The 25,854-nt window shown below is 66.1% G+C and carries 27 protein-coding genes; 20 read left to right on the forward strand and 7 right to left on the reverse strand.

Features of this window, described 5'->3' with window-relative positions; translation table 11 throughout:
• Positions 1 to 77: 77 nt before the first annotated feature.
• The 7 genes from MU856_RS12010 to MU856_RS12040 all read left to right on the forward strand — a co-directional run bounded on the left by MU856_RS12010 (position 78) and on the right by MU856_RS12040 (position 4,393).
• Complete coding sequence (locus MU856_RS12010; RefSeq protein ID WP_263587669.1) at positions 78 to 776, forward strand: pirin family protein; 699 nt, start codon at positions 78 to 80, stop codon at positions 774 to 776.
• Positions 777 to 863: 87 nt separating this feature from the next.
• Positions 864 to 1,466: an NAD(P)H:quinone oxidoreductase gene (gene wrbA, locus MU856_RS12015; RefSeq protein ID WP_058812593.1), complete on the forward strand. Its 603-nt coding sequence runs from the start codon at positions 864 to 866 to the stop codon at positions 1,464 to 1,466.
• 5 nt (positions 1,467 to 1,471) lie between these two features.
• Positions 1,472 to 2,296 (forward strand): DODA-type extradiol aromatic ring-opening family dioxygenase, encoded by an 825-nt coding sequence (locus MU856_RS12020; protein ID WP_062900618.1) that lies wholly within the window; start codon positions 1,472 to 1,474, stop codon positions 2,294 to 2,296.
• 7 nt (positions 2,297 to 2,303) lie between these two features.
• Positions 2,304 to 2,987, forward strand: coding sequence for an RluA family pseudouridine synthase (locus tag MU856_RS12025; protein ID WP_062900619.1), 684 nt, complete (start codon positions 2,304 to 2,306; stop codon positions 2,985 to 2,987).
• Entirely contained in the window at positions 2,980 to 3,381 is a 402-nt protein-coding gene (gene arfB / locus MU856_RS12030) for an alternative ribosome rescue aminoacyl-tRNA hydrolase ArfB (protein ID WP_003040293.1), read from the forward strand. The genes MU856_RS12025 and arfB overlap by 8 nt, the downstream gene beginning before the upstream one ends.
• Positions 3,382 to 3,393: 12 nt before the next feature.
• Positions 3,394 to 3,981 carry an SOS response-associated peptidase family protein gene (locus MU856_RS12035; RefSeq protein WP_062900620.1) on the forward strand — a complete coding sequence of 196 codons (588 nt, stop codon included), beginning with the start codon at positions 3,394 to 3,396 and terminating at the stop codon, positions 3,979 to 3,981.
• Between the two features lie 73 nt (positions 3,982 to 4,054).
• Positions 4,055 to 4,393, forward strand: coding sequence for a PilZ domain-containing protein (locus MU856_RS12040; RefSeq protein WP_263587670.1), 339 nt, complete (start codon positions 4,055 to 4,057; stop codon positions 4,391 to 4,393).
• On the opposite strand, the gene MU856_RS12045 is transcribed toward MU856_RS12040, so the two are convergent.
• Positions 4,390 to 4,815, reverse strand: a complete 426-nt coding sequence (locus MU856_RS12045) for an EVE domain-containing protein (protein WP_003040303.1) — start codon at positions 4,813 to 4,815, stop codon at positions 4,390 to 4,392. The genes MU856_RS12040 and MU856_RS12045 overlap by 4 nt on opposite strands.
• A gap of 153 nt (positions 4,816 to 4,968) precedes the next feature.
• Here MU856_RS12045 and MU856_RS12050 point away from each other — a divergent pair, with 153 nt between their 5' ends.
• On the forward strand, positions 4,969 to 5,898 hold the full coding sequence (locus tag MU856_RS12050) for an isopenicillin N synthase family dioxygenase (RefSeq protein ID WP_186402629.1): 930 nt from the start codon (positions 4,969 to 4,971) through the stop codon (positions 5,896 to 5,898).
• A gap of 42 nt (positions 5,899 to 5,940) precedes the next feature.
• Here MU856_RS12050 and MU856_RS12055 read toward each other — a convergent pair whose 3' ends face one another.
• Both MU856_RS12055 and MU856_RS12060 read right to left on the reverse strand, forming a co-directional pair.
• Positions 5,941 to 8,838, reverse strand: coding sequence for a M16 family metallopeptidase (locus MU856_RS12055; protein ID WP_263587671.1), 2,898 nt, complete (start codon positions 8,836 to 8,838; stop codon positions 5,941 to 5,943).
• Between the two features lie 43 nt (positions 8,839 to 8,881).
• The gene (locus MU856_RS12060) at positions 8,882 to 10,027 is read right to left on the reverse strand and encodes a GGDEF domain-containing protein (RefSeq protein WP_260834059.1); all 1,146 of its coding nucleotides are present in this window, start codon (positions 10,025 to 10,027) and stop codon (positions 8,882 to 8,884) included.
• Between the two features lie 155 nt (positions 10,028 to 10,182).
• On the opposite strand from MU856_RS12060, the gene MU856_RS12065 reads away from it, so the two are divergent.
• Positions 10,183 to 12,177, forward strand: a complete 1,995-nt coding sequence (locus MU856_RS12065; protein WP_263587672.1) for a lipoxygenase family protein — start codon at positions 10,183 to 10,185, stop codon at positions 12,175 to 12,177.
• Between the two features lie 157 nt (positions 12,178 to 12,334).
• Here MU856_RS12065 and purC read toward each other — a convergent pair whose 3' ends face one another.
• Positions 12,335 to 13,114, reverse strand: a complete 780-nt coding sequence (gene purC / locus MU856_RS12070; RefSeq protein ID WP_003040316.1) for a phosphoribosylaminoimidazolesuccinocarboxamide synthase — start codon at positions 13,112 to 13,114, stop codon at positions 12,335 to 12,337.
• Between the two features lie 234 nt (positions 13,115 to 13,348).
• On the opposite strand from purC, the gene MU856_RS12075 reads away from it, so the two are divergent.
• The 3 genes from MU856_RS12075 (at position 13,349) to MU856_RS12085 (ending at position 16,944) form a co-directional block, all read left to right on the forward strand.
• Positions 13,349 to 14,272, forward strand: a complete 924-nt coding sequence (locus MU856_RS12075; RefSeq protein WP_062900626.1) for a crotonase/enoyl-CoA hydratase family protein — start codon at positions 13,349 to 13,351, stop codon at positions 14,270 to 14,272.
• A gap of 287 nt (positions 14,273 to 14,559) precedes the next feature.
• A complete protein-coding gene (locus tag MU856_RS12080) occupies positions 14,560 to 14,958 on the forward strand; it encodes a DUF3597 domain-containing protein (protein WP_186402625.1) in 399 nt (132 codons plus the stop codon).
• Between the two features lie 129 nt (positions 14,959 to 15,087).
• The gene (locus MU856_RS12085) at positions 15,088 to 16,944 is read left to right on the forward strand and encodes a DUF885 domain-containing protein (RefSeq protein ID WP_217372639.1); all 1,857 of its coding nucleotides are present in this window, start codon (positions 15,088 to 15,090) and stop codon (positions 16,942 to 16,944) included.
• 70 nt (positions 16,945 to 17,014) lie between these two features.
• Here MU856_RS12085 and MU856_RS12090 read toward each other — a convergent pair whose 3' ends face one another.
• The 3 genes from MU856_RS12090 to MU856_RS12100 are packed head-to-tail and all read right to left on the reverse strand — an operon-like array spanning position 17,015 to position 19,511.
• Positions 17,015 to 17,371 carry a hypothetical protein gene (locus tag MU856_RS12090; protein ID WP_217372640.1) on the reverse strand — a complete coding sequence of 119 codons (357 nt, stop codon included), beginning with the start codon at positions 17,369 to 17,371 and terminating at the stop codon, positions 17,015 to 17,017.
• A gap of 37 nt (positions 17,372 to 17,408) precedes the next feature.
• Positions 17,409 to 17,861, reverse strand: coding sequence for a hypothetical protein (locus MU856_RS12095; protein ID WP_062900629.1), 453 nt, complete (start codon positions 17,859 to 17,861; stop codon positions 17,409 to 17,411).
• Between the two features lie 48 nt (positions 17,862 to 17,909).
• A complete protein-coding gene (locus tag MU856_RS12100; RefSeq protein WP_062900630.1) occupies positions 17,910 to 19,511 on the reverse strand; it encodes a phosphoenolpyruvate carboxykinase in 1,602 nt (533 codons plus the stop codon).
• 246 nt (positions 19,512 to 19,757) lie between these two features.
• On the opposite strand from MU856_RS12100, the gene MU856_RS12105 reads away from it, so the two are divergent.
• From MU856_RS12105 to MU856_RS12140, 8 genes are all read left to right on the forward strand, one after another.
• Complete coding sequence (locus MU856_RS12105) at positions 19,758 to 20,468, forward strand: response regulator transcription factor (RefSeq protein ID WP_062900631.1); 711 nt, start codon at positions 19,758 to 19,760, stop codon at positions 20,466 to 20,468.
• Complete coding sequence (locus MU856_RS12110; protein ID WP_409372276.1) at positions 20,458 to 22,050, forward strand: ATP-binding protein; 1,593 nt, start codon at positions 20,458 to 20,460, stop codon at positions 22,048 to 22,050. The genes MU856_RS12105 and MU856_RS12110 overlap by 11 nt, the downstream gene beginning before the upstream one ends.
• A 59-nt stretch (positions 22,051 to 22,109) precedes the next feature.
• Positions 22,110 to 22,556: an HPr kinase/phosphorylase gene (locus MU856_RS12115; RefSeq protein ID WP_003040343.1), complete on the forward strand. Its 447-nt coding sequence runs from the start codon at positions 22,110 to 22,112 to the stop codon at positions 22,554 to 22,556.
• Positions 22,553 to 23,491, forward strand: a complete 939-nt coding sequence (gene rapZ / locus MU856_RS12120) for an RNase adapter RapZ (RefSeq protein ID WP_062900633.1) — start codon at positions 22,553 to 22,555, stop codon at positions 23,489 to 23,491. The genes MU856_RS12115 and rapZ overlap by 4 nt, the downstream gene beginning before the upstream one ends.
• A 38-nt stretch (positions 23,492 to 23,529) precedes the next feature.
• Positions 23,530 to 23,934, forward strand: coding sequence for a PTS sugar transporter subunit IIA (locus MU856_RS12125; RefSeq protein ID WP_062902970.1), 405 nt, complete (start codon positions 23,530 to 23,532; stop codon positions 23,932 to 23,934).
• A complete protein-coding gene (locus MU856_RS12130; protein ID WP_003040349.1) occupies positions 23,931 to 24,209 on the forward strand; it encodes an HPr family phosphocarrier protein in 279 nt (92 codons plus the stop codon). Before MU856_RS12125 ends, MU856_RS12130 begins: the two co-directional genes overlap by 4 nt.
• A 4-nt stretch (positions 24,210 to 24,213) precedes the next feature.
• A complete protein-coding gene (locus tag MU856_RS12135) occupies positions 24,214 to 25,044 on the forward strand; it encodes a TrmH family RNA methyltransferase (RefSeq protein ID WP_062900634.1) in 831 nt (276 codons plus the stop codon).
• A 72-nt stretch (positions 25,045 to 25,116) separates the two neighbouring features.
• Positions 25,117 to 25,827, forward strand: a complete 711-nt coding sequence (locus tag MU856_RS12140; RefSeq protein WP_217372642.1) for an META domain-containing protein — start codon at positions 25,117 to 25,119, stop codon at positions 25,825 to 25,827.
• The last annotated feature ends 27 nt before the right edge of the window (positions 25,828 to 25,854 follow it).

A 25,854-nucleotide genomic window follows, 5' to 3' on the forward strand; every position in this document is an offset into this window, starting at 1 on the left:
AAACAAATGCATCGCCTATCTTGGCCTCAACACGCCGCCCCCGATGTCCGGGATGGCGGCCAGAAAGGAGATGCCCGATGATCGACGTTCGCAAGTTCGACACGCTGGGCCACGCCAATCACGGCTGGCTCGACGCCCGCCACCATTTTTCCTTCGCCGGCTATCACGATCCCGACCGCATGGGCTGGGGTGCGCTGCGCGTCTGGAACGACGATGCCATCGCGGCGCAGGCCGGCTTCCCGCCGCACCCGCACCGCGATATGGAAATCATCACCTATGTCCGCACCGGTGCGATCAGCCACCGCGACAGCATGGGCAACAGCGGCCGCACCGCGGCCGGCGATGTCCAGGTGATGAGCGCCGGCACCGGGGTGACGCACAGCGAATTCAACCTCGAGGACGAGGAAACCACGCTGTTCCAGATCTGGATCATCCCCGATCGCGATGGCGGCAATCCCGGCTGGGGCCAGCGCGAATTTCCGCAGGCCGACCGTTCGGGACGCTTCGTGACGTTGGCCAGCGGGATCGAGGGTGACGACGACGCGCTGCCGATCCGCGCCGATGCCCGGGTCGCGGCCGCGACCGTGACCGCGGGTAGCCGCGTCGCCTATGATCTGGGCGCTGGCCGCAACGCCTATCTGGTCGCCGCCAAGGGCCGAATCCGCATCAACGGACAGGATGCCGATCCGCGCGACGGCATCGCGATCCGCGATGTCGGAACGATCGAGGTCGAAGCGCTCGACGATGCCGAACTGGTGCTGGTCGACAGCCTCTGATCCCACCCCCTCGGGCCGCCGCCTGCCATCCCCCTCCCTTGCGGCGGCGGCCCACCCCTTCCCCTCCCGACTGAAAGGAAACCGAAGATGGCAAAGATTTTGGTGCTCTATTATTCGAGCTATGGACATATCGAGCAGATGGCCGACGCCGTCGCCGAAGGCGCGCGCGCCGCGGGCGCCGAGGTCGATATTCGCCGCGTCGCCGAAACCGCGCCCGAGGCGGTGGTGAAGGCCGCCGGCTTCAAGACCGACACCGCGCATCCGCTGCTCGGTGATCCCAAGCAGCTTGCCGACTATGACGCGATCGTCGTCGGTTCGCCGACCCGCTTCGGCCGCATGGCCAGCCAGATGGCGAGCTTCTGGGACACCGCCGGCGGCGTCTGGGCGCAGGGTCTGCTTACCGGCAAGGTCGGCGCGGCCTTCACCTCGACCGCGTCGCAGCATGGCGGACAGGAAACCACGCTGTTCAGCATCCTGACCAACCTCCTCCACTTCGGCATGACGATCGTCGGACTGGACTATGGTTATGCCGGGCAGATGGGCGTCGATGAAGTCAAGGGCGGTGCCCCCTATGGTGCGACGACGCTCGCCGATGGCGACGGATCGCGCCAGCCGAGCGAAGCCGATCTCGGCGGTGCCCGCTATCTGGGCGAACGCGTCGCGAAAACCGCGGCGAAGCTCGCGGCCTGACCCCGATGCGCCGTCTGCCGAGCCTCTTCCTCTCCCACGGCTCGCCGATGATGGCGCTCGAGCCCAGCCCGGCGCGGGACTTCCTCGCCGGGCTGGGCGCCCGCTTGCCGCGTCCGCGCGCGATCCTGGTCGTCTCGGCGCATCACGATGCACGGTTCGAGGGCGGCCAGGCGACGGTCACCGCCTCGCCCGCGCCGCCGACGATCCATGATTTCGGCAATTTCCCCCAAGCGCTGTTCGACATGCGCTATCCCGCACCGGGCGATCCGGCGCTTGCGCAGCGGGTCGTGGACCTGCTCGCCGCTCATCGCCTCGCCGTCGCCGCCGATCCCGACCGCGGGCTCGATCATGGGGCCTGGGTGCCCCTGTCGCTGGTCTATCCCAAGGCCGATATTCCGGTGGTCCAGCTTTCGATCGCCTCGCATGCGCCGCCCGAATGGCATTATGCGCTGGGCCGTGCACTCGCGCCGCTTCGCGATGAGGGCGTATTGCTGATCGGTTCGGGCAGCATCACGCACAATCTTCGCGCACTTTTTTCGGCGCGCCTGCCGATCGACGCACCCGCGCCCGCATGGGTCACCGGCTTCACCGACTGGGTGGCCGGACATATGGCGGCGGACGCCGTCGACGAGGTGCTGCACGCTGTAGAACGCGCGCCGCATGGCCGCGACAACCATCCGACGATGGATCATATCCTGCCCTTGTTCGTCGCGATGGGTGCGGGTACGGCAGCGGACGGCCTGCACGCCGCACGGCTCCATGCCAGCACGACCTATGGCCTGCTGGCGATGGACGTTTACGCTTTCGGCGAAGGGGCGGCCCGCCTATAGGCGGGAGATGCTTCTTTCCGACCATATTCTCTTCCTCGATGGCGAGGCGCTTGTCGTCGACAAGCCCGAAGGCCTGCCCGTCGATCCGCCGCGCGACGGCAGCCTCAGCCTCGAAAACCATCTCGACGGCCTGCGCTTTGGCTTCAAGCGCTGGCCGCTCGCCGTTCACCGGCTCGACCGTGACACCTCGGGTTGCCTGCTGCTCGCGCGCAATCCCAAGGCGCACGGCCGTTTCACCCGCGCTTTCGAGGGGCGCGAGGTCGAAAAACAATATCTCGCGATCATCGACGGCGTGCCTGATGGCGATGGCGGCACCATCGACCTGCCCCTCGCGAAGACGTCGACCGCGGAGACCGGCTGGCGCATGGTTGTCGATCCGAATGGCAAGCCATCGGTATCGCACTGGGAAAAGCTTGCCGTCGTCGACGGGCGGGCGCTGCTGCGTTTCCGTCCCGAAACCGGCCGCACCCATCAGCTTCGCGTCCATGCGCTCGAGGGGCTGGGTCTGCCGATCGCCGGCGATCCCGTGTACGGCAACGGCCGCGGCAAGGACCGCACCCTGCTCCACGCCGAGCGGTTGGTGGTAAAACGTGACGTCAAGCCGTCAATAATTGCCGAAGCCCCCTTCCCCGCGCGCTTCGCCGCGCTCGGCTTTTCGCCACCCGAAGGCGCCGCCCCGACCCGTGGCTGACATTCCCGAAGCCGCGATTTCGGAAAAATTCCTAGCCGGCACCGGGCCGGGCGGCCAGAATGTCAACAAGGTCGCGACCGCGTGCCAGCTTCGCGTCGATGTGTTCGCTCTCGGCCTCCCGCCCGACGCCTACCGCCGGCTCAAGACGCTCGCGGGAAGCCGGATGACGGCGGCGGGAGAACTCGTGATTCTCGCGCGCAGCTATCGCACCCAGGAAGCCAACCGCGCCGATGCGCGCGCGCGGCTGAACGAGCTCGTCGATGCGGCGCTGGTTCGGCCTGAAAAGCGGATCAAGACAAAGCCGAGCAAGGCGGCCAGGGCGCGCCGCGTCGACGGCAAAAAGGCGCGCAGCGCGGTCAAATCGATGCGCGGACGCGTGCGATCGACCGACTAGGGCCGGGCGCGCATGCACCTCTATCGCCTCGACGTGACCGCCGAAATCGCCGCGCAGGCGATCGGTGCCGATTCAGGGCGCGATCCCTGGGCCCGCGGCTATGTCACCCCCGGACGCCCGGCGCCGGTGGTCGTCGGCGACGGAAGCGCGCAGAGCCGCCCGTGGCTGCGCCCCAAGCTGTGGGGCGTCCCGCCGCCGCCGCGCGGCGACCAGCCGGTGACGACGGTGCGCAACCTTTCGAGCCCCTTCTGGATCGGCACGCTGCGTCATCCCGAACTGCGCTGCCTGATCCCCGCGACCCGTTTCGCCCTGTGGTCGGGGACGGCCGGCGCGCGGCAACAGCTGTGGGCCGCGCCCGCCGACCAGCCGGTCTTCGCCTTTGCCGGCATCCATCGCCAGGGCGAGGATTGGCCGAGCTTCGCGATCCTGACCGTCGAACCGAACCGCCTGCTTAGCCATCACGGCGCGCAAGCGATGCCGGTCATCCTCCGCCCCGGCGATTATGCGCGCTGGCTGACCGCCGACTGGCGCGACGCGGCCAGCCTCGTCCGTCCCTTTCCGGGGCAGGAGATGACGCTGGCCGAAGACCCCATGGTATAGGCGATTTTCACCAATTCCGTCGACTTTGCGTTCACCAGCGCGGCGCTAAAAATGCGAATCGATAATCCGACCAGTGGGATTGAATACAGTGGCCAACGCCTGCACGACCGACACCGAAGAGCTTTCGCCGCAAGCGCGCCGCGCCGAACGCGCCACCGTCCGCGGGCGCGCGCGCTATCGCGAAGCGGGCTTCAACCCATTCGACGTCGAACTGTTCGACCTGTCGTCGACGGGCTTTCGCATGATCACCTTTTCGCGGCCGCAGATCGGCAAGCAGATATGGGTCAACCTGCCGGGCCTGCAGCCGCTCGAAGCGGTGATCCGGCGCGCCGACGGCAACAGCTTCGGCTGCGAATTCGTCTACCCGCTCCACCCCTCGGTGGCGGCGCACATGCAGTCGAAACTGCGCTAAGCTTCCGGCTTCTCCGACTTTTCCAATATATGCTTCCACTCGTCGGGCGTCACGCGCCCGACCGACAGGCGCGACAGGCGGATAAGGTCCATGTCGGCAAGCTTGGGGTCGGCCTTGATCGCCGCCAGCGTCACCGGATGCGCGAGCGGGCGCACGGGCGCGACGCGCACGATGACCCACGGCGATCCTTCCTCGGCGGTCGGATCGGGCGCGCTTTCCTCGGTAATGCGCATGATCCCCACGCATTCCTTGCCGATATTGCTGTGATAGAACAGCGCCTCGTCGCCGACCTTCATCGCCATCATGTTCAGCTTGGCGCTGTGGTTGCGCACGCCGTCCCACATCCCCGTGCCGTCCTTGACCAGGTCGTCCCAGCCATAGACGTCGGGTTCGGATTTCATCAGCCAATATTGCTTGCCCATGGCGCGGGCCTAGCCCAGCGCGCGCCGACGCGAAAGCATCCTTTTCCTCTTTCGCAACCGCGCCGACCCGCCTAAATCCTGATTCATGTCAAAGACGCGCCCCGGCGGGACCGGCATGGCGCGCCACAGCACCAACAAATGGACACACCCCTTATGACCGCAGCCGTTCCCGTTATTTCCATGTCGCTGCCCGACGATCGCTTCGCCCAGGATTTCGGCGGATCGTTCGAACGCTTCGGGTTCGCGATGATTACCGACCACGGCATCGACCCGGCGCTGATCGACGATGCCTGGGCGAAGGCGAAGGAATTTTTCGCGCTGCCCGAGGCGGTGAAGCGGGCCTATCATATCGCGGGCGGCGGCGGCGCGCGCGGCTACACCCCCTTCGGCACCGAAATCGCGAAGGGTGCGAAGGAAGTCGACCTCAAGGAATTCTGGCACGTGGGCCGCGACCTGCCCGCCGGCCACCCGCTCGCCGCGCAACAGCCGAACAATGTCTGGCCGGCCGAAGTCGCGGGCTTTCGCGAAACCTATGACCGGCTGTTCGCCGAATTCGACCGCATCGGCGGCAAGCTGCTCTCCGGGATCGCGCGCTACCTTGGCCTCGCACCCGATTTCTTCGACGACACGGTGAAGGACGGCAACAGCGTGATGCGCCTGCTGCATTACCCGCCCGTCGAAGGCCCGGCGAAGGGCATCCGCGCCGAGGCGCACGAAGATATCAATACGATTACCCTGCTGCTCGGTGCCGAAGAAGCGGGCCTCGAAATCCTCGACAAGGATGGGAGTTGGCTTCCGGTATCGCCGCCTGCGGGCGCCATGGCGGTCAATGTCGGCGACATGTTGCAACGGCTGACCAACAACCGCCTGCCCTCGACCACGCACCGCGTGCGCAATCCCGACTCCGGCCGCGCCAGCGTTGCGCGCTATTCGATGCCCTTCTTCCTGCACTTCCGTTCGGACTATCCGATCGTGACGCTGGATAATTGCATCGATGCCGAGCATCCGAACCTGTATCCGACGCCGATCACCGCCGACGAATATCTGCAGGAACGGCTCCGCGAAATCGGGCTCAAGAAATAGAACCGGGCCGCGGCCGCCCCGTCGGGCCGGCCGCGCGTCCCGCTATTTTCCGGCCTTGTCGCTGATCGCCCGGATCACCAGCGCCTTGTCGTCGACAAGATAGCGCTTGGCGAGCGCTTCAAGCTCGGCCGGCGTCGCAGCCTCGACTGCCGCGATGCCGTTGCGGCTGCGGTCGAGCCGGTCGGCGCGGCTCGTCGCCTCGGCGACATAGGCCAGCCAATAGGCATTTTCGCGCCGCGCCTTGGTCATCGCCTCGACCAGCGGCTTGCGCGCGCGGTCGAGCGTGTCGGCATCGACGGGTTTGTCGCGCAATTCCTTGGCGATCGCGAAGATCGCGGCGCGCGTCGTCGCCAAATCCTTGTAGTCGACATTGCTTGCGGCGACGAGCCAGCCATAGCCCGGATATTCGTCCGACAGGCTGGCTCCCGCCGACGGGCTGTAGGTTTCGCCCAGCTTTTCGCGCAGTTCGTCGGTGAGCATGAGCTGCATCACGCGCGACAGCAGGTTGAGGCGCATCGCCTCGGTCAGGTCGCTGTCGTCGCGCGCCGGCCAATAGACGCGCAGTTCGGCCTGGTCGGCCGGCCCCTTGTGGATCAGCGTGCGCTCGCTGTGGTCGACCGGATAGTCGCGCTTGCGCGCGTCGCTGTGCGGATCGAACGCCGCGCGGCGTTCGGGCAGAGCGCCGAAGGTTGCCGCGATCGCGTCGATCGCCGCCTGTTCGTCGATATCGCCGACGACGCCGATCTCGATCGCGCCATGCTCGAAACTGTCGGCGACCGCCGCTTTCAATTTGCTCCAGTCGAGTGCCATCATCGTCGCAAGCGGCGGCGTTTCCTCGCGCGGGTCACCGTTGGCAAGGATGCCGCCGCTGTCGCGCGCCATCACCGCGCCCGGCGTCGCATCGTTGGCGGCATATTGCTGCGGCAGATAGCGACGGATCAGCGCGAGCCCGTCGGCGCGGTAGCCGGGGTGCGTCAGATAAGCCGCCATCAGTTCGGCCTGCGCCGCGAAATCGTCGGGCGAGGTGACCGCTTTGCCCCCAAAGGCATCGGTATCGACGCCGAAGCTGGGGCTGACCGTCTTGCCCGCAAAAATGGTGCGCAGATCGTCGAGGCTATGCGCCTCGAGCCCGCCGAGGCTGATCGATCCCGCAAGCGCGACCTTGGTCGGGTCGTCGCGCGTCGCGAGCAGCGTCCCCCCGTCGACGCGCACCGACAGATAGACCTTGTCCTTCTGGAAATCGGTCTTCTTGATGTTGAGCATCACATTGTTGGCGAAGCGGATGCGCCGGATGCCGAGGTCGTCGATGCGATCATCGCTGACGACCGTGCCGGGCGTGCCGAAATTGTCATAGGCAAAGGCCGCGCTCCGTGCCTGCGCCGGGGGCGTCACCGCGACCGCGCGCGCCGTGTCGAGCGCGGCAAGGATCGCCTTGTCGCCGCCCTCGACGGGCGTCTTGGCAGTGACGCGCGCGAGCGGCGGGCTGAAGCCCTCCATCCGATTGCGGAAGGCCGCACTCACCGCATCGGCCGACAGCTGCGGCGCGACGGCATCGAACAGCGCCTGCGAGGTTTCGGGACGCACGACGACATAATCGCCGTCGGACGCGTCGACCAGCACATCGGCGAGCGCGTCGCTCCGCCGGGTCGTCACGCCGGCGACGGCATTCTTGAGCGCGGTGCGCCGATTGGCGATCTGTTCGTTGACCTCGGCCTGGGTGAAGCCGAACTGGACGGCGCGGCGCAGCTCGCGCTCGATCAGGCCGAGTGCCTCCGTCCACGCCCCTTCCTTGGCGATCGCCCCGACCGTAACCTGATCGAAGACCTTCCACCCGTCGGCTTCACTGAAATAGCCCGCGAGGATCGGAGAATTCTCGTCGAGCGCAATCTTGGCTAGCCGGCGGCTCAGGATCGCTTCGCCGATATCTTCGGCTAGCTTGCGCGCGCGCTTCGCCTTGGTGTCGGCTTGCTGCACCCAGGGTTTGAAGCTGGCGATCGTCACCGAATCCTGGATCGCCGGATCGACGAAAGATTCGGCGGCGGCGGGGCGCTTGAAATCGAGCGTGCCGATGTCGGGATCGGCACCAGCCGGTCCGCGGCCCTGCCAATCGGCGAAGCGCGCCTTGATCTTCGCCTCGACCGCGGCGGGATCGAAATCGCCGACCATCACCAGCGTCGCCCGTTCGGGCCGGTAATAGCGATCGTAAAGGTCGCGCAGGCGCGATGCGGGGGCGGTACGGATCACCTCTTCGGTACCGATCGGCATCCGGTTCGCGACCGTCATCCCCTTCATCTGGAAACCGAGCTGATCGACGATGTTGCGCAGCTGATAGGTATCCCGCGCGCGGCGCTCCGACAGGATGACACCGCGTTCGCGGTCGACCGCGGCGGGGTCGATCGTCAGTTCGCTCGCGGTTTCCCGCATCAGCATCAGCCCGGTGTCGATCAGATCGTCCGACGCGTTGGGCAGATCGAGCTGGTAGACCGTCTGATCGAAGCCGGTCGAGGCGTTGGTATCGGCCCCAAAGGCCAGCCCCTTCCTTTCGAGCAGCTTGATCATCTCACCCTCGGGCACATGGGTCGAGCCGTTGAACGCCATATGCTCGATGAAATGCGCCAGCCCGCGCTGATCCTCGGCTTCGGCAAAGCTGCCGACGTCGAAACGCATGCGCAGGACGACGCTGTCCTTCGGGGTGCTGTTCTTCAACAGCGCATATTTCATCCCGTTGGGAAGAACGCCGAAGACGATATTTGAATCGACGGGCACATCGCTGGCCGCGAAATTCCAGGCCTTGGCCGCGGCGGTCTGCGGATTGACCGGAACGACCTGCGCTGCGGCGGGGGCGGCGGCGGGTTTCGCGAGAACCGGCGATATGCTGACGGCGATAAGGGCAAGGGGCGAGAGCGCGGTCGAGATGCGCCAGAAAATGGTCCGCTTCATGGCGACCGGTCTGACCGCCCCATATGGGGCGGTCAAGCCCGCATCAGCTTGCGATGCCGATGCTTTCGACCGGCGACATGTCGGGTCGACCAGCCGCCTTTGCTGCATAGAGGGCGCGGTCGGCGGTGTCGAAAAGCCGGCGCGCGCTGCCACCGTCGCCGGGCCAGTTGGCGACGCCGACGCTCGCGCCGACGCGCAATGGCTGGCCGCCAATGCGGTAGGGCGCGACGAGCGCGGCGAGCAGATGATCGGCAAGCGCGGTGGCAAGCAGCGGTGAACGGCGCGGCACCAGAATGGCGAATTCGTCACCCCCCTGCCGCGCGACCAGCGCATGATCGCCGCACGCCCGGCGCAGCCGCGCCGCGACTTCGCACAGCAATTGATCGCCGGCGGCATGGCCGTGCCGGTCGTTCACCGGCTTGAAGCCGTCGAGATCGAGCAGCGCGATCGCGAATATCTCGCCATCCGCCGCGCGCGCGATTTCTTCCTCCAGCCTCAGGTCGAACGCACGCCGGTTGGGCAGCCCGGTCAGCGCGTCGCTATGCGCCAGATCGCGCATCTGCCGCTGCAATTCCAGCAGGTCGACAAGCTGGCCATGCTGCTGAAGGATCATGCGCACCAGGAACATCGTCGCGACGACCAGGCTGGTGCCCGCCGCAATCTCGGGCGCGTGGCCGGAGGTCAGCATCAGATAGGCGATCGGCACCATCCCGATGCCCAGATTGAGCAGCGCTGCAAAGCGCGTCGATGACAGGCAATAGGCGGTCGCCAGCGACCCCATCGCCATGATCATCGCATAATAGCTGTGATTTTCGGGCGGCGCGGCGAGCCAGTTGACCACCGTCCAGCTGCTGCACATCGCGCCCATCGTGCCCGACACCCACGCTGCCTCGACGATCACCCGCCGCGCGCGCCGCGGGCTCATGCGCCGGCCACGATAATGCATCTGCGCAGCGAAGCCGAGCAGGCACACCGCCGCCAGAACGACCGGAAAGCCGATCCGGATGATCGGATGGACGCTCGGCATGCCGCCATAGATGGCGGTCGGCGTCGTCGCCGCGAGCATCAGAAAAAGCATCGGGGTCAGCGTCTCGATACGATTGGCGCGCAGAATCGCGACATCGTCCCGGATCGCGTCCGGCAATGGCGGAAAAAAGCGCCGCCGCATCCATGCTATAACCCCCGTCATTCCGGCTGGGTATCAAGCGGGAGTAAAGCATGCGTTAAACAAAGGAAGGATTGTTTTTCATCGCCCTAACCGGGCCGCCCCCTCCCTGCGGCATGCCAAAAATTAACCATGTTCTGCGATCCCTCGCGCCGCGTTCATGTCGCAGGAGCTTTCGCATGTCCTTCCCTTCGCCCGATTTCACCGCCCCCAGCCAGATCGACGGCGCAATCCTTCCGCCCGCCGCACCCAGTCTGCCGCAGCAGGACACGCCGGCGGAGCAGGCCGCGCGCGCCGCGCAACTCGCTGCGACGCGGCAGGTCTATATGTGGACGACCGACGAGCCGTCGCTTCCCGGCGTTCCGCTCGCGACCGATGTGCCCAAACAGGATATGCCGACGATCGCCTGGTTCGCGATCCTGATCGGCGTCGGGCTGGCGATCGTGCGCAATGCACTCGCGGGGAAGCTGGACGGCGTCGACAAGGGCGAACTCGATACGCCGCGCAGCACCTATGAAGCCGCGCTGGCCGAATGCGACGCGATCGAGCTGTCGACCGCGCGCATCGCGGCGGGCCATGCGATGAAGGATGGCACGTCGCTCCTCGGCCATTTCGTCGACGAGGTCGAACATGTCGTGGCCGCGGTCGAGGCCGACACGCAGCTTGCGAAGCTGGAGGCGCATCGCCAGCGGATCGAAGCGCTGATCAAAGTCAGCGCGGCCGAAGTGGCGGGCCTCGGCAGCAGCGCGCCGCGCAGCCTCGACGCTTATCGCGCCCTGTTCCGGACGCTGCCCGTTCCCGGTGTCGCCTATGATTTTCAGGACGATGCCTGTTTCGCGCGGCTGCGCGTTCAGGGACCGAACAATATGCTGATCGCCGCGGCGGGCGACGCGCTCCCGACCAATTTCCCGCTCAGCCCCGCGCGCTATGCCGCGGTGGTCAATGGCGACACGCTGGACGCCGCGCTTGCCGAGCGCCGGCTGTTCCTGCTCGACTATGCCGAACTCGCAGTGCTGACGCCGGGCACCTACGGCAGCCTTGCCAAATATGTCTGGCAGCCGATTGCGCTGTTCGCGGTGCCGCCGGGCGGATCGGCACTCGTTCCGGTCGCGATCCAGTGCGGGCAGGATCCCGCGCTGCATCCGATCTTCACGCCCTCGGCCGCCGCCGATGCGCAATGGGGCTGGGAGATGGCGAAGCTGGTCGTTCAGGTCGCCGACGGCAATTATCACGAACTCTTCACGCATCTGGCGCGCACTCATCTGGTGATCGAGGCTTTCGCGGTCGCCACGCACCGCCATCTGGCCCAGGCGCATCCGCTATGGGCGCTGCTCGTTCCGCATTTCGAAGGGACGCTGTTCATCAACGATCAGGCCGCGACCTCGCTGATCGCCGCGAACGGGCCGATCGACCATATTTTCGCAGGCACCATCGCATCGAGCCAGGCCGCGGCGGCCGACGACCGACTGGCCTTCGACTTTTACGGCAAGATGCTGCCAGCCGATCTGGCCGCACGCGGCGTCGGGACCGGATCGACGCTCGCCGACTATCCTTATCGCGACGACGCGCTGCTGGTGTGGAATGCGATCCGCGAATGGGCGCGCCAATATGTCTGGCTCTATTATACCGACGATAACGCGGTTGTCGGCGACACCGAACTCGCCGCCTGGGCCGACAGCCTGGCCGGCGAAGCGCGGATCAGCGGCTTCGGCCCGATCGCAACGCGCGACCAGCTTGCCGATGTCTGCACGATGGTGATGTTCACCGCGAGCGCGCAGCATGCCGCGGTGAATTTCCCGCAAAAGGACATCATGGCCTTTGCGCCCGCCGTCACCGGTGCGGCGTGGCAGGCGGCACCCGACCGCGAGCGCGGACTGGACAAGCCGGGCTGGCTCGCGATGATGCCACCGATGGCGCTGGCGCTCGAACAGCTCAACGTGCTCGAACTCCTGGGTTCGGTGCATTACCGCCCGCTCGGCGACTATCGCAGCAACAGCTTCCCCTACCCGCCCTGGTTCCAGGACCCGCGCGTCACCGCGCCCGAGGGGCCGCTCGCGTGGTTCAAGGGGGCGCTGGCCAATGTCGAAACCGCGATCGCCGCGCGGAACGCGCAGCGGCGGCAGCCCTATCCCTATCTGCAACCCAGCCTAATTCCGACGAGCATCAATATCTGAGGCAGCGTCAACGACAAAACTTCGTCATGGCGAGCCCGGCAAGGCCGGGTGAAGCAATCCAGAGCGGTTTACGCGCGCTCTGGATTGCCGCGTCGCCCTCGGCTTTTCGCTATGGTGCCGCTGTAAACGCTCAGGCGCGCGCGGAGTCGGGGCGGCCTTAGCTGCCCTTCTTCTTGCGGTGCGTTTCGAGGTCGAGCACCGCATTGTCGCCGCCTTCGGGCATCAGGCCAAGGCGCCGCGCAACTTCCTGATAGGCTTCGACTTCGCCGCCGAGGTCGCGGCGGAAGCGATCCTTGTCGAGCTTTTCATTGGTGTTCATGTCCCACAGGCGGCAGCCGTCGGGGCTGATTTCGTCGGCCAGGATGATGCGGCTGTAATCGCCGTCGTAGAGCCGTCCGAATTCGAGCTTGAAGTCGACGAGGCGGATGCCGACCGCCGCGAACATGCCGCTCATGAAATCATTGATGCGGATCGCCATGTCCTGAATGTCGTGCAGTTCGTCCTGGCTGCACCAGTTGAAGCAGGCGATATGTTCTTCGGCGACCAGCGGATCGCCAAGCGCATCGTCCTTGTAGCAATATTCGATCAGCGTGCGCGGCAGCGGTGTTCCTTCCTCCAGCCCGAGGCGCTTCGACAGCGTGCCCGCCGCGACATTGCGCACGATCACCTCGATCGGGACGATCTCGACTTGACGGATCAGTTGTTCGCGCATGTTGAGGCGGCGGATGAAGTGCGTCGGCACGCCGATATTGCCGAGCAGCGTGAAGACATGCTCCGAAATCCGGTTGTTGAGCACGCCCTTGCCGTTGATCGTGCCGCGCTTTTGCGCGTTGAACGCGGTCGCATCATCCTTGAAATACTGGATCAGCGTGCCCGGTTCGGGGCCTTCGTAAAGGATTTTCGCTTTGCCTTCGTAGATCTGGCGGCGACGGGCCATGGCGCAAACACTTTCTGCCGGAACCAAAAGAATGACCCCGGCGAAAGCGACTCAGACAGAGCCGCGGCGCCGGGGCGATGGCGGCCCTATAGCGGCAAAGTGACGGCGCGTCACCCGTCCGTGTCGCGGGCCGGCCAAGCCTAAAACCGCATCTTTACGCTTACGTCCACGTAAACTTATGCTTGCACTCGCACGCCGCGCTTGCGACGCTGGGGCGAAGCAAGGGAGAGAGCCATGGGTTTCGAACAGATTCGTCTCGACAAGCATGAGGGTATCGCGCTGCTGACCCTCTATCGCCCCGACCGCATGAACGCCTTCACCGGCGAGATGATGCAGGAAATCATTACCGCGCTCGACGAATGCGATGCCGATGATGGCGTCCGCGCGGTGATCTTCACCGGTCACGGCGAAAAGGCCTATTGCGCAGGCGCCGATCTGGGCGCGGGCGCCGCGACCTTCGATTATGACAAGCGCGCCGACAAGCAGGCGCTGCTGCCCGACGGCACCCCGGCCAGCCCGATCGGCGAAGACGGCACGATCAACTGGTCGCACCCGCTGATCCGAGATGGCGGCGGCCGCGTGTCGATGCGCATATTCGAAGCGAAAAAGCCCGTCCTCGGCGCCATCAATGGCGCCGCAGTCGGCATCGGCGCGACGATGACGCTGTCGATGGATGCCCGGCTGGCGAGCGACAATGCCCGCTACGGCTTCGTCTTCGCGCGCCGCGGCATCGTCCCCGAAGCGGCATCGAGCTGGTTCCTGCCGCGCCTCGTCGGCATCCAGACCGCGCTCGACTGGTGCTATTCGGGCCGGCTGATCCCCGCCGCCGAAGCGCATGAAAAGGGGCTGGTCCAGTCGGTCCATACGCAAGGCGAGCTGGTCGACGCTGCGATCGCCAAGGCGCGCGAGCTGACCGGCGACAGCGCTCCGGTATCGGTCGCGCTGACGCGGCACATGATGTGGCGGATGCTCGGCGCCCCGCACCCGATGAGCGCCCACCGCTGGGACAGCCGCGTGATCTTCGCCCGCGGCCGCAGCCCCGATGCAGCGGAAGGCGTGACCAGCTTCCTCGAAAAGCGCGCGCCCAACTTCACCGCCAGCGTCTCCAATGACTATCCAGCGTTCGGGGAGTTCGAGGACGCACCGCCCTATAGCTGAGGCGACAGGCACGTCGTGTCAGGGCCGTTCGGGCTCTGACCCCGGCGTTCCGGCGCTAGCCCCAGCACGCGTACCATCGCCATTTGATGCCGCCGACCGGCTGCAGAATGTCGGTGAGATTCATGCAAATTCTCCCACCGCGGCGCGGGATCGAACTCAGCCGATGGGGGTTGGTATAGCAGCGCGGGCACCGAGGGGGAGCGGTTCATTCTCCTGTCATCCACCCGCCGCATAAATGAGTCTGGCGCGCTTCGTCCGAAGCGCCGGACCAAAGTGGGAGCATGAACATGAGCATTTTCAGCAAGATAAAAGACGCGATCTTCGGAAAGAAGGCCGAAGTCGCTACCCCCGCTCCAGCGACACCGGCAGCCCCCGCCGAGGTACCCGCTGGCCCGGCCGCGGCCGCGGCGCCCACTGCCCCGATCAGCGAAGTCGATGTCGAGGCGATCCTCGCCACCGAAGCCGCCAAAGTGGCACAGCCGCTCAACTGGCGCACTTCGATCGTCGACCTGATGAAGCTGCTCGACATCGATTCGAGCCTCGCCAATCGCAAGGAGCTGGCGCAGGAACTGGGCTATACCGGCGAACTCAACGGCAGCGCCGAAATGAATATCTGGTTGCACAAGGCCGTGATGCGCGAACTTGCGGCGAACGGCGGCAAGGTTCCAGCCGACCTGACCGACTGACAAAGCGCCGATAATTTTCGACCGGGGCCGGGCGCACGGGGTGCGTTTCCGGCCCCTTTCGATTGACCCGGGGCCGCAGCGGCTCCAAATGATTTCTTCAGAAACGAGAATATCCAGGGGAGCCGCCGAATGCCCGAAGCCTTTGCCACGCCCGTCAGCCGCCGTCAGACGATTGCTACCCTAGGCGCCGGGGCCGCGGGGCTGGCCTTGGCTGCTCCGGCCCGCGCCTTCGCGTCCGCGGTCAGCGGCGATGGCGCGGCGGGCGCCGACGCACTGCTGACCTCGATCGCCGACAATCTCCTCGCCCATTCGCCCGAAGGTGCTACCTCGCTCGGCATCGATACCGGCGCGCGCGCCGCGATGCGGGCGCAGCTCGGCGATCGATCGGCGGCGGGGCAGCAGGCTCTGGCGGCGACGCTGAAGGCCGATCTGGCGCGCGTTCGCGCCTTCGACACGGCAGGGCTCGACCATGCGACACGGACCAGCCTTGCGGTCGTCGACAGCGCCTATGACGTCGCGCTCGCCGGCTTCGCGCAGCCCTATGGCGATGTCGCGGTGGGCGGTTGGCGCAACACGCCCTATGTCGTCATCCAGAATGTCGGCGCCTATCTCGACGTGCCGAAATTTCTCGACAGCGACCATCCGGTCAAGACCAGCGCCGACGCCGAGGCCTATCTTGCCCGCCTCGCCGCCTATCCCGCCGCGCTCGACGGCGAAACCGAACGGCTCAAGGCTGCCGCCGCCCAAGGCCTCATCGCCCCGGTCTTCCTGATCGACAAGGCGGTCAAGCAGTTGGAGGCGAGCCTTGCCGACGCCCGCGAAGGCGGCGGGCTGGTCGAGAGCCTCGCGTCCCGGACGCGCGAACAGAATATTGCGGGGAACTGGGGTCCGCGCGCCGAGACGATCACGCGCGAGACGGTGGTACCGGCGCTCGAACGCCAGCTTGCCGAACTCAAGGCGCAGCAGCCAAAGGCGACGATGGACGCGGGCATGTGGGCGCGTCCGCACGGCGACGAATTCTATGCCTGGGCGCTGCGCGCATCGACCACGACGCGGATGACCCCCGATGAGGTTCACAAAATGGGTCTGGAGCAGCTCGAAGAGCTGCACGGGCGGATGGACCCGATCCTTCAGAAGCTCGGTTATACGCAAGGGTCCGTCGGCGACCGGATGAACGCTCTGGCGAAAGACCCGCGCTTCAAATTCCCCGACAATGACCAGGGCCGGGCCGAGATCGTCGCCTATATCCAGAGCTGGCTGAACAAGATTCGCGCCCAGCTGCCGCGCGCCTTCCGCACGATGATGAAGGGCAATGTCGAGGTGAAGCGCCTGCCGCTCGCCGAAGAACCTGGCGCGCCCGCGGCCTATGGCGGTGCCGGATCGATCGACGGATCGATCCCCGGCCGCTTCTGGATCAACCTGCGCACGACCGATCTGCACAGCAAATATTCGCTCCCCGACCTCGCGATGCACGAGGCGATCCCGGGCCATGCCTGGCAGGGCGAATATGCCAACAAGATGCCGCTGATCCGCTCGATGCTCGCCTTCAACGCCTATTCCGAGGGCTGGGCGCTCTATGCCGAGCAGCTTGCCGACGAGCTGGGGCTTTACGACGATTTCGAGGTCGGACGGCTCGGCTATCTTCAGTCGATCGCCTTTCGCGCCTGCCGCCTCGTCGTCGATACGGGGATCCACGCGAAGCGCTGGACGCGCGAGGAGGGCGTGCGCTTCTTCGTCGAACGCAATGGATCGAACCCGCTGGAGGTCGCGAGCGAAGTCGATCGCTATTGCAGCTGGGTCGGGCAGGCCTGCGGCTACAAAGTCGGCCACAGCGAAATCGTCCGCCAGCGCGGCCGCGCACAGACCGCGCTCGGTGCGAAGTATGACCTGCGCGATTTCGACGACACCGTCGTGCTCGGCGGTAATGTGCCGCTCGACGTTCTCGCGAAAAATGTCGACGAATATATCGCGGAAACGAAGGGATAGTGCCCGGAAAAAGGCAAGGCGATCCTTCGCTGACGCTATCGCCGACGGTAGGCGGACCTGACGGGTTCGCCTATTTCTTCCCGAACAGCGAGCCTGCGATGCCGCCCAGGTCGTTGAGCGGGTTGCCGTCGCGATCGCGGTCGAGCGCACCGAGAATGCCGGCGCCGCCGTCCTGCTGGACCATCTGCGCAAAGCGACCGAGCGAGCCTTCTCCGCCAATCTGGCCGATGATCTCCTGCAACTTGTCGAGCGGCAGGCCGGTGGTCGCGGCAGCGCCTTCGGCGGTGTCACCCTGCATCGGGTGATGCTTGGCGAGCGCGGCAATCGCCGTTTCGACATGCTCGGGCGACAGACCGACCTTGGCGGCAAGGTTGGCCACCGTGTCGTTTCCGGAAATCTGTCCGAGAATATTGTCCAAGATGCTCATGGCTGCGCTCCTTCGCTTCGAGTCGGAACCGACGCTATCACGGCGCAGGCAGCGGCGCGAGGTCCGGCGGGACGAACCCGCGCCGCGCCGGCACCGAAAAGAGCAGGTCGCGGCTGTAGAAGCGCAGCGGCCAGTCGCGCGCGCCCATGGGCGATCGCAGCAACGCATTGACGCGGCTGGTCAGGCCCGTCTCCGCCGTTTCAGCGAGGAACAGCCGCACCCCCGCGACATAGGCGCGGGTGATGCTGTCGTGATAGCCCTGCGTGTCGTCGTTCACGCCGCCCACGCTTTCGTTGAAGCGGCGGATGATCGGCGCAATTTCGGCATCGACGTCGATGTCGGGGCGCTCGCTCAGCAACCAGAGGCACGCCGCCAGATGCGCCTCGTGCGTCCACGCCTCGCGCGGCAGGGTGCAGGCGAGCAGGCCTGCACCGATCGCGCGAATATCGGCATCGCGCTCGAACAGGCGCGGGGTAAAGTCGGTGGCCATGGGTCCAGTCCTTCCGGGTGAATGAGCACCCGGAAGTTTCCGGGTCAATCAGGCCGCGACGGCGGCCTGCGGTGCGGCGTTACGGACGCCCTCGTCGACATGGTCCGCAAATTGCGCGAAATTGTCGATGAATTGCTGCACCAGCGTTTGCGCCGTGCGGTCATAAGCCGCCTTGTCGGCCCAGGCTTCGCGCGGATCGAGCAGGCCCGAATCGACGCCGGGCACCGCAACCGGAACCATGAAGCCGAAATTCGGATCCTTGCGGAATTCCGCATTGTTCAGGCTGCCGTCGAGCGCCGCGTTGAGCAGTGCGCGGGTCGCCTTGATCGGCATGCGGCTGATCCCGTCCATCGTCGCCATGCCGCCGGTCCAGCCGGTGTTGACGAGCCAGCATTCGACGCCGCCCTTGGCGATGCGCTCCTTGAGGAGATTGCCGTAGACCGACGGATGACGCGGCATGAAGGGCGCGCCGAAGCAGGTCGAGAAGGTCGCCTCGGGCTCGGTCACGCCGATTTCGGTGCCCGCAACGCGCGCGGTATAGCCCGACAGGAAGTGATACATCGCCTGATCGGGGGTAAGCTTCGCGATCGGCGGCAGCACGCCATAGGCATCTGCGGTGAGCATGATGATATTCTTGGGCACCGGGCCCATATTCTTTTCCGACGCATTCGGGATGAAGTCGATCGGATAGGAGCCGCGGCTGTTTTCGGCGAGGCTGTTGTCGTCGAGGTCGAGTTCGCGCGTCGCGGGGTCGATCACCACATTTTCGAGCACCGTGCCGAAACGCTTCGTCGTCGCGTAGATTTCGGGTTCGGCCTCCGCCGACAGGCGGATCATCTTGGCGTAGCAGCCGCCTTCGAAGTTGAAGACCGCGGTGTCCGACCAGCCATGTTCATCGTCGCCGATCAGCGTGCGCGAGGCGTCGGCCGACAGCGTCGTCTTGCCGGTGCCCGACAGGCCGAAGAAAACCGCCGTATCGCCGTCGGCGCCGATGTTCGCCGAGCAATGCATCGGCATCACACCCTGCACCGGGAGGAGATAGTTGAGGATGCCGAACACCGACTTCTTCATCTCGCCGGCATATTGCGTGCCGCCGATCAGGATCAGCTTTTCGGAGAAATTGACCGCGATCACCGTTTCAGTGCGCGAACCATGCTTCGCCGGATCGGCGCGGAAGCTCGGCAGGTCGATGATAGTGTATTCGGTCGCGAAGGACGCCAACTCCTCGGCCGTCGGACGGCAGAGCAGCGTGCGGATAAACTGGCTGTGCCAGGCGAATTCGGTGATGACCTGCACCCCGACGCGATATTCGGGCTGCGAGCCGCCGAACAGCTGCTGGCGATAGACGCGGTCGCGCGACGCGAGATGGGCAAAGAAATCGGCCTTGAGGGCAGCGAAATGATCGGGCGTCATCGGCACATTGGTCTTGCCCCACCAAATGGTGTCTGCCGTTTCGGCGTCCTGGACGATGAACTTGTCCTTGGCGCTGCGCCCGGTGTGCTTGCCGGTTGCGACGACGAGCGGGCCGTCCTTGGCGAGCAGGCCCTCGCCATTGCGTACGGCATCCTCGACGAGCTGCGCGGTGCCCCAGTTTTCGGCCACATTCGCTTTGGTTTCGACGGTGTCGGTGCCGATCACAACCTTGGTCATTTGCTTCGCCTTTCCTCTGCGCCGCGCGCACCTTTGCATAGGTATGCAGGACATGCCATGCGAAAGCGATGGGCCCGCATGAACATGGGGTGCCGACGTCACGCCGATTCCGAAATCCCGGCCGCGTTAGCGATAGCCGAGGCCGAGGTCAAAAGATTAAAAGGTGAATCGTGGGCGGGACGTGCGCAGTTGTCGCTGGCCGGCAGATCGGCTAGTCCGGCGCCGGGTCCGCCCAATGGAAAGAGCATGACGGCAACCATCGCGCTGGTCGACGACGACCGCAACATCCTGCAATCCTTGTCGATCGCGCTTCAGGCCGAAGGCTTCGTCACGCGCGTCTATTCGGACGGCGAAGCCGCGCTGAAGCCGCTCATCGACAATCCGCCCGATCTGGCCGTCTTCGACGTCAAGATGCCGCGCATGGACGGGCTCGAGCTCCTGCGCCGCCTGCGCGAGAAAAGCCAGCTTCCGGTGATCTTCCTGACCAGCAAGGACGACGAGATCGACGAGGCGCTGGGGCTCGCGATGGGTGCCGACGACTATATCTCCAAACCCTTTTCGCAGCGGCTGCTGATCGCCCGCATCCGCGCGATCCTGCGCCGCGTCGACCTCAACCGCAATGCGGCGGCGGCGGACGACGAGCCTGCGGCCGAACCGATCGTGCGGGGCCGGCTCGCGATGGACCCGGCCCGGCACAAGGTGAGCTGGGGCGGCAAGGATGTGACGCTGACCGTCACCGAATTCCTGATTCTGGAGACGCTCGCCAGCCGCCCGGGCATCGTGCGCAGCCGCAACCAGCTTCTCGACGCGGCCTATCAGGATGATGTCTATATCGACGATCGCACCATCGACAGCCACATCAAGCGCCTGCGCCGCAAGTTCCGCGAGGTCGATTCGGACTTCGACGCGATCGAGACGCTCTATGGCGCGGGGTATCGCTTCTCCGATGATGGCTGACGCGTCGATTGCCGAACAGGAAGAAGCGCCGCTCGTCTGGTCGGCGCGCTGGTCGCTCACGACGCGCATCCTGGCCGTCAACATCCTAGCGATCGCGCTGCTGGCGGGCGGATTCTTCTATCTCGATACCTATCGCACCCGTCTCGTCGATACGCGCATTTCCGAAATGCAGGACCAGCTCGGCCTGCTCGACAGCGCGCTCGAGGCGGCGCGCCCCGACCAGCGTGCGCGGCTGATCGGCGAATTTACGCGCACAACCGAATCGCGGCTGCGCTTCTATGCTGCCGATGGCCGCAAGCTGTCCGACAGTTTCGATCATGGGCCGCCGACCTATACGCTGCGCGATCCCGATTTGCAGGCGTGGCAGCGCGATGCGGCGCGCGCGATGGACCGCGGCATCGACTGGATCGTCGGCGCGCCGAGCTACCCCGAATATACCGAACCGGCGCACGACACGCTCGCTGCCTGGCCCGAGGCCGAAGCGACATTGCGCAGCGGCGAAGCGCAGGCGCGATTCCGCTATGCCCCCGAACGCACCCCGCTGCTCAGTGCCACCCGCGTCGTCGATCTGGAGACGCCCGAGGTGATGCTGATGACGCTCAACGCGCGCGACATCACACGCACGGTGCGAGCCGAGCGCTTCCGCCTCGCGATCGTCATCGCGATGGTCGTGATCGCATCGGTCCTACTGTCGCTGTTTCTGGCGCGCACGATCGTCCGCCCGCTGCGCCGGCTGGCACGCGCGGCCGTTCGCGTCCGGCTGGGCCGCGCGCGCGAGGTGGTCGTCCCCCGCCTTCCGAGCCGCCGCGACGAGATCGGCACGCTGGCGCGCGCGCTGAGCGACATGACGCAGGCGCTGCGCGAGCGCATCGACGCGGGGGAACATTTCGCCGCCGATGTGACGCACGAGCTCAAAAATCCCATCGCATCGGTGCGATCAGCGATCGAAGGGCTGGGGCGCGTCACGTCCGACGCGCAGCGCACTCAGTTGCTCGCCATCGCGGACGAGGATGTCCGCCGGCTCGACCGCCTCGTCACCGACATCAGCGACGCAAGCCGGATCGACGCGCAATTGTCGCGCGCGTCTTTTGAACCCGTCGATGTCGGGCTGATGATCGAATCGATGCTCGCCGCGCGCTGCGCCCGCAACAGCCAAAGCGAAGATCGACCTCGCATCGCCTTTGCGCGGCCGCGCAAGGGGACGACTGCGGTGATGGGCGACGGCCATCGGATCGAGCGGGCGATCGACAATGTCATCGACAATGCGATCAGCTTCTCGCCCGCTGGCGGCCTCGTCTGTATCGCCGCCACCCGCCTGGGCGACGAGGTCCATGTGCGGGTCGATGACGACGGGCCGGGGATCGAACCGTCGCAGCGTGAAGCAATTTTCCGCCGTTTCCACAGCGAACGGCCGTCGGGGGAAGCGTTCGGCAAGCATAGCGGGCTGGGCCTCGCCATCGCGCGAACGATCATCGAGGGGCATGGCGGCACCATCTCGGCGCGCGACCGCGACGACGGCCGGCCCGGCGCCAGCCTGCTGATCACCCTGCCCGCGCGCGAAGGCTCCGATCCCACGGGCTGAATTTGCCGCGGGCGCCTATCGCCTTGCAGCCCCGCTTCGTCGCCGGTAAGCCTGCACCCATGTTCCCGAGCAGGACCAGGGCCGAGATCCACAATATCCATGCGAGCTGCGTGGCAGCAGGCAATGGCGGCGTCCTGATTCTCGGCAATTCGGGCCAAGGCAAGTCGGACCTTGCACTCCGCCTGCTCGACCGGGGCGCGCGGCTTGTCGCCGACGACCGCTGCGACATCTGGTACGAGCGCGGACGCCTGTGGTGCCGCCCGCCCGAAAATCTGGCTGGAAAGCTGGAAGTGCGCGGCATCGGCATCATCGAGCGACCGTGGACCGCTCCGGTGCCGCTGGCTCTCGCGGTCCGGCTTACAGACCATTATGATCGCATGCCCGCGGTGAATCAGGTCGAAATGGTCGTCGGCCATCCCCTGCCCGCGCTGCTGCTTTCGGCCTTCGAAGTATCGGCCCCGATCAAGATATTGCTCGCGCTCGAACGACTGGCGCCGGCTGCATGAGCGATCCCGCCGCGCCGCGTCTGCTGCTCGTCACCGGCCTTTCGGGCGCCGGCAAGTCGACCGTGCTCAAGGTGCTGGAAGATCTGGGGTGGGAGGTTGTCGACAATCTGCCGCTCGCGCTGCTCGACGCACTGATCGACGCGCCGGTGCAGCGCAGCGCGGCGAACCGGCCGATCGCGGTGGGCATCGACAGTCGCAGCCGTGGTTTCAAGCCGGCGCTGCTCGTCAAACGCATGAAGGAACTGCGCGAAGCGGGCGGGCGCGACATGCAGACGCTGTTTCTCGATTGCGCAGGCGCCGAACTCGAACGGCGCTTTTCGGAGACGCGCCGCCGCCACCCGATGGCGGAGGACCGCCCCGCCGCGGACGGCATCGCGCGCGAACGCGAGATGATGGAGCCGCTCCGCCGCTGGGCCGAGCATGTCATCGACACGACCAACTATACGAGCAACGATCTGCAGCAGGAGGTGCGCCAGCGCTTCGGCGGCGGCGGCGACGATGCACCGGTGCTCAACATATTGAGCTTCGGCTTCGCGCGCGGGTTGCCGCGCCACGCCGATCTGGTGTTCGACATGCGCTATCTGCGCAATCCGCACTGGGACGCGGCGCTGCGCCCGCACACCGGGCTCGACCCCGACGTCGCCGCCTATATTCGCACCGATCCCGCTTATGAAGCGACGGTGACGCAGATCGAAACCCTGCTCCTCACCCTGCTGCCGCGCTACCGCGCCGAAGGGAAAAGCTATGTCACCATCGCCTTCGGCTGCACCGGCGGACGCCACCGTTCGGTCCATGTCGCCGATCGGGTTGCCCGAACGCTACGCGCCGCGGGCCATGAGCCCACGGTGACCCACCGCAACCTTGACTCGGCCCCGCAAGATGGGCTTGAGGGCAAGCCCCCGCCCGCATCTCCCGCACCCGGCGGACAAACATAAGGGTCTCGCTTTTCATGCCCACCGATAAAGCCCTGCCGCTGCTCGGAATGGTTCTCGTCACGCACGGCCGCCTCGCCGAGGAAATGGTGACGGCGATGGAACATGTGGTGGGACCGCAGCGCGCGGTGGCGACTGTGTGCATCGGCCCCAATGACAATATGGAAGTGCGCCGCGGCGAAATTGCCGAGGCGATCCAGCGCGTCGACGAAGGGCGCGGGGTCGTCATGCTGACCGACCTGTTCGGCGGCACGCCGTCGAACCTTGCCATCAGCCTGCTGGAAAGCGGACGAACCGAAGTCATTGCCGGCGTCAACCTGCCGATGCTCATCCGGCTGGAAAGCGCGCGCAAGACGATGGACCTGCGTGCCGCGGTGATCGCGGCCAAGGAAGCAGGCCAGAAATATATTTCCGTCGCATCGGAAATGTTGGGGGTGGGGCCATGAACCAGATCAGCGAAACCGTAGAAATCACCAACCAGCGCGGCCTGCACGCCCGCGCCAGCGCCAAGTTCGTTACCTTCGTCAGCCGCCTGCCCGAAACCGTGTCGGTCGAGGTCGAAAAGGGCGGGTCGCGCGTTTCGGGATCGTCGATCATGGGATTGATGATGCTGGGCGCGGCGAAGGGCGACAGCATCACCATCCACACCAGCGGCGACGGCGCCGAAGCCGCGATGCTCAAGCTCGTCGGGCTGGTCAAGGACAGCTTCGGCGAGGATTGATCCGATGGCCCCGACCGGCCAGCAAAACGCCCGCCGTTCCCGAATCGAAAGCCTGTCGAACCCGCTCGTAAAGCGGATGCGGCTGTTGCGCGAAAAGCGGCATCGCCGCGCCGAAGGGCTGTTCCTGGCCGAAGGGCTGCGCATCGCGACCGAAGCGCGCGAGGCGGGCATATTGCCGCGCTGGCTGTTTCTGGCCGACGAGGGCGCCGCGCATCCGCTCGCGCGGACGCTGATCGACGCGACGCTGGCGAGCGGCGGAGAGGTGATCGACACGACGCCGGCAATCCTCTCCAAATTGTCGGGCAAGGACAATCCGCAGACGATCGTCGGCATCTATGCCGAGCCGCGGACCGCGCTATCCGACCTCGACCGCGACGCGGCGCCGATCTGGCTGGTTGCCGAACGGCTGCGCGATCCCGGCAATCTGGGCACCATGCTGCGCACCGGCGACGCGGTCGGCGCCGGCGGGTTGATCCTGCTCGGCGAATCGACCGATCCCTATGGTGTCGAAGCCGTGCGCGCGAGCATGGGGGCGATCTTCACCCAGCGGCTGGTGCAGGCCGAATGGGACGAGTTTCTGCCCTGGCTGCGCAGCGGGCGCGGCGAACTGGTCGCAACCTGGCTCGGCGACGACACCAAGGATTATCAGGCGGTGCGTTATGCCGCCCCCACCTTCATCCTGATCGGCAATGAATCGCAGGGCCTGCCGCAAGCCTATGCCGAAGCCGCCGACGTGCGCGTAAAAATGCCGATGATGGGCAAGGCCGACAGCCTGAACGCGGCCGTTGCGGCCGCGGTCATGGCCTATGAAGTGCTGAACCAGCAGCGAAGCTGAACGCCGGCCATGCAACCTGTTCAGCGGCCGGCCATTGGACCCGAGGTAACCGCCGCCGCGAAAGGATTTGTCATGAAGATGCTGCTTGTCCCCGCCCTCGCCGCCGCAGCGACGCTTGTCGGCTGCGCTGCCACCGGCACCGGACCCGCGACGCCCGCTCCGCCGGCCGAGGCCTATATGGCACTAGGGACCGAGCCGGGCTGGACGCTGGAAATCACGCCCGCGCGCCTTGCCTATAATGGCGATTATGGCGCGACGCGCATCGCGGTCGCCAACCCCGGCGCGCGGCCGAGTTTCAACGGCGAGCGCTATGTGACCGGCCGGCTGACCGTCGATGTGACGCACAGCGCGTGCAGCGACGGGATGAGCGACCGCCGGTATCGCGACACGGTGACCGTCACCGCCGACGGCAAGACGGTGAATGGCTGCGGCGGCGCGATCTTGCCGCCCGCCGACCTTACCGGCACCAGCTGGACCTTCGTGTCGATTGGTGGCACGCCGGTCGCCGCCGATCGCCCCACCGAGCTGTTCTTTGAGGGAGGACGGATGAGCGGCAGCGCGGGCTGCAATCGCTTCGGGGGCAGCTATGCCGTCAAGGACGGCATGCTGACCGCAGGACAGCTTGCGGCGACGCTGATGGCCTGCCCCGGCGCCGGCATGGCGCAGGAACGCGCCTTCTTCGACCTGATGAAAACGCCGGTGCGGCTGAGCTTCCCGTCCGACGGCACGATGGTGCTGACCGGCGAAAGCGGCCAGACGGCGGTGCTGAAGCGCGTAATCTGACGCGCCATATCGCTTCCGCCCGCGCGG

It is taken from the genome of Sphingopyxis sp. GC21, assembly GCF_025727575.1.
Classification (GTDB): Bacteria; Pseudomonadota; Alphaproteobacteria; order Sphingomonadales; family Sphingomonadaceae; genus Sphingopyxis; species Sphingopyxis terrae_A.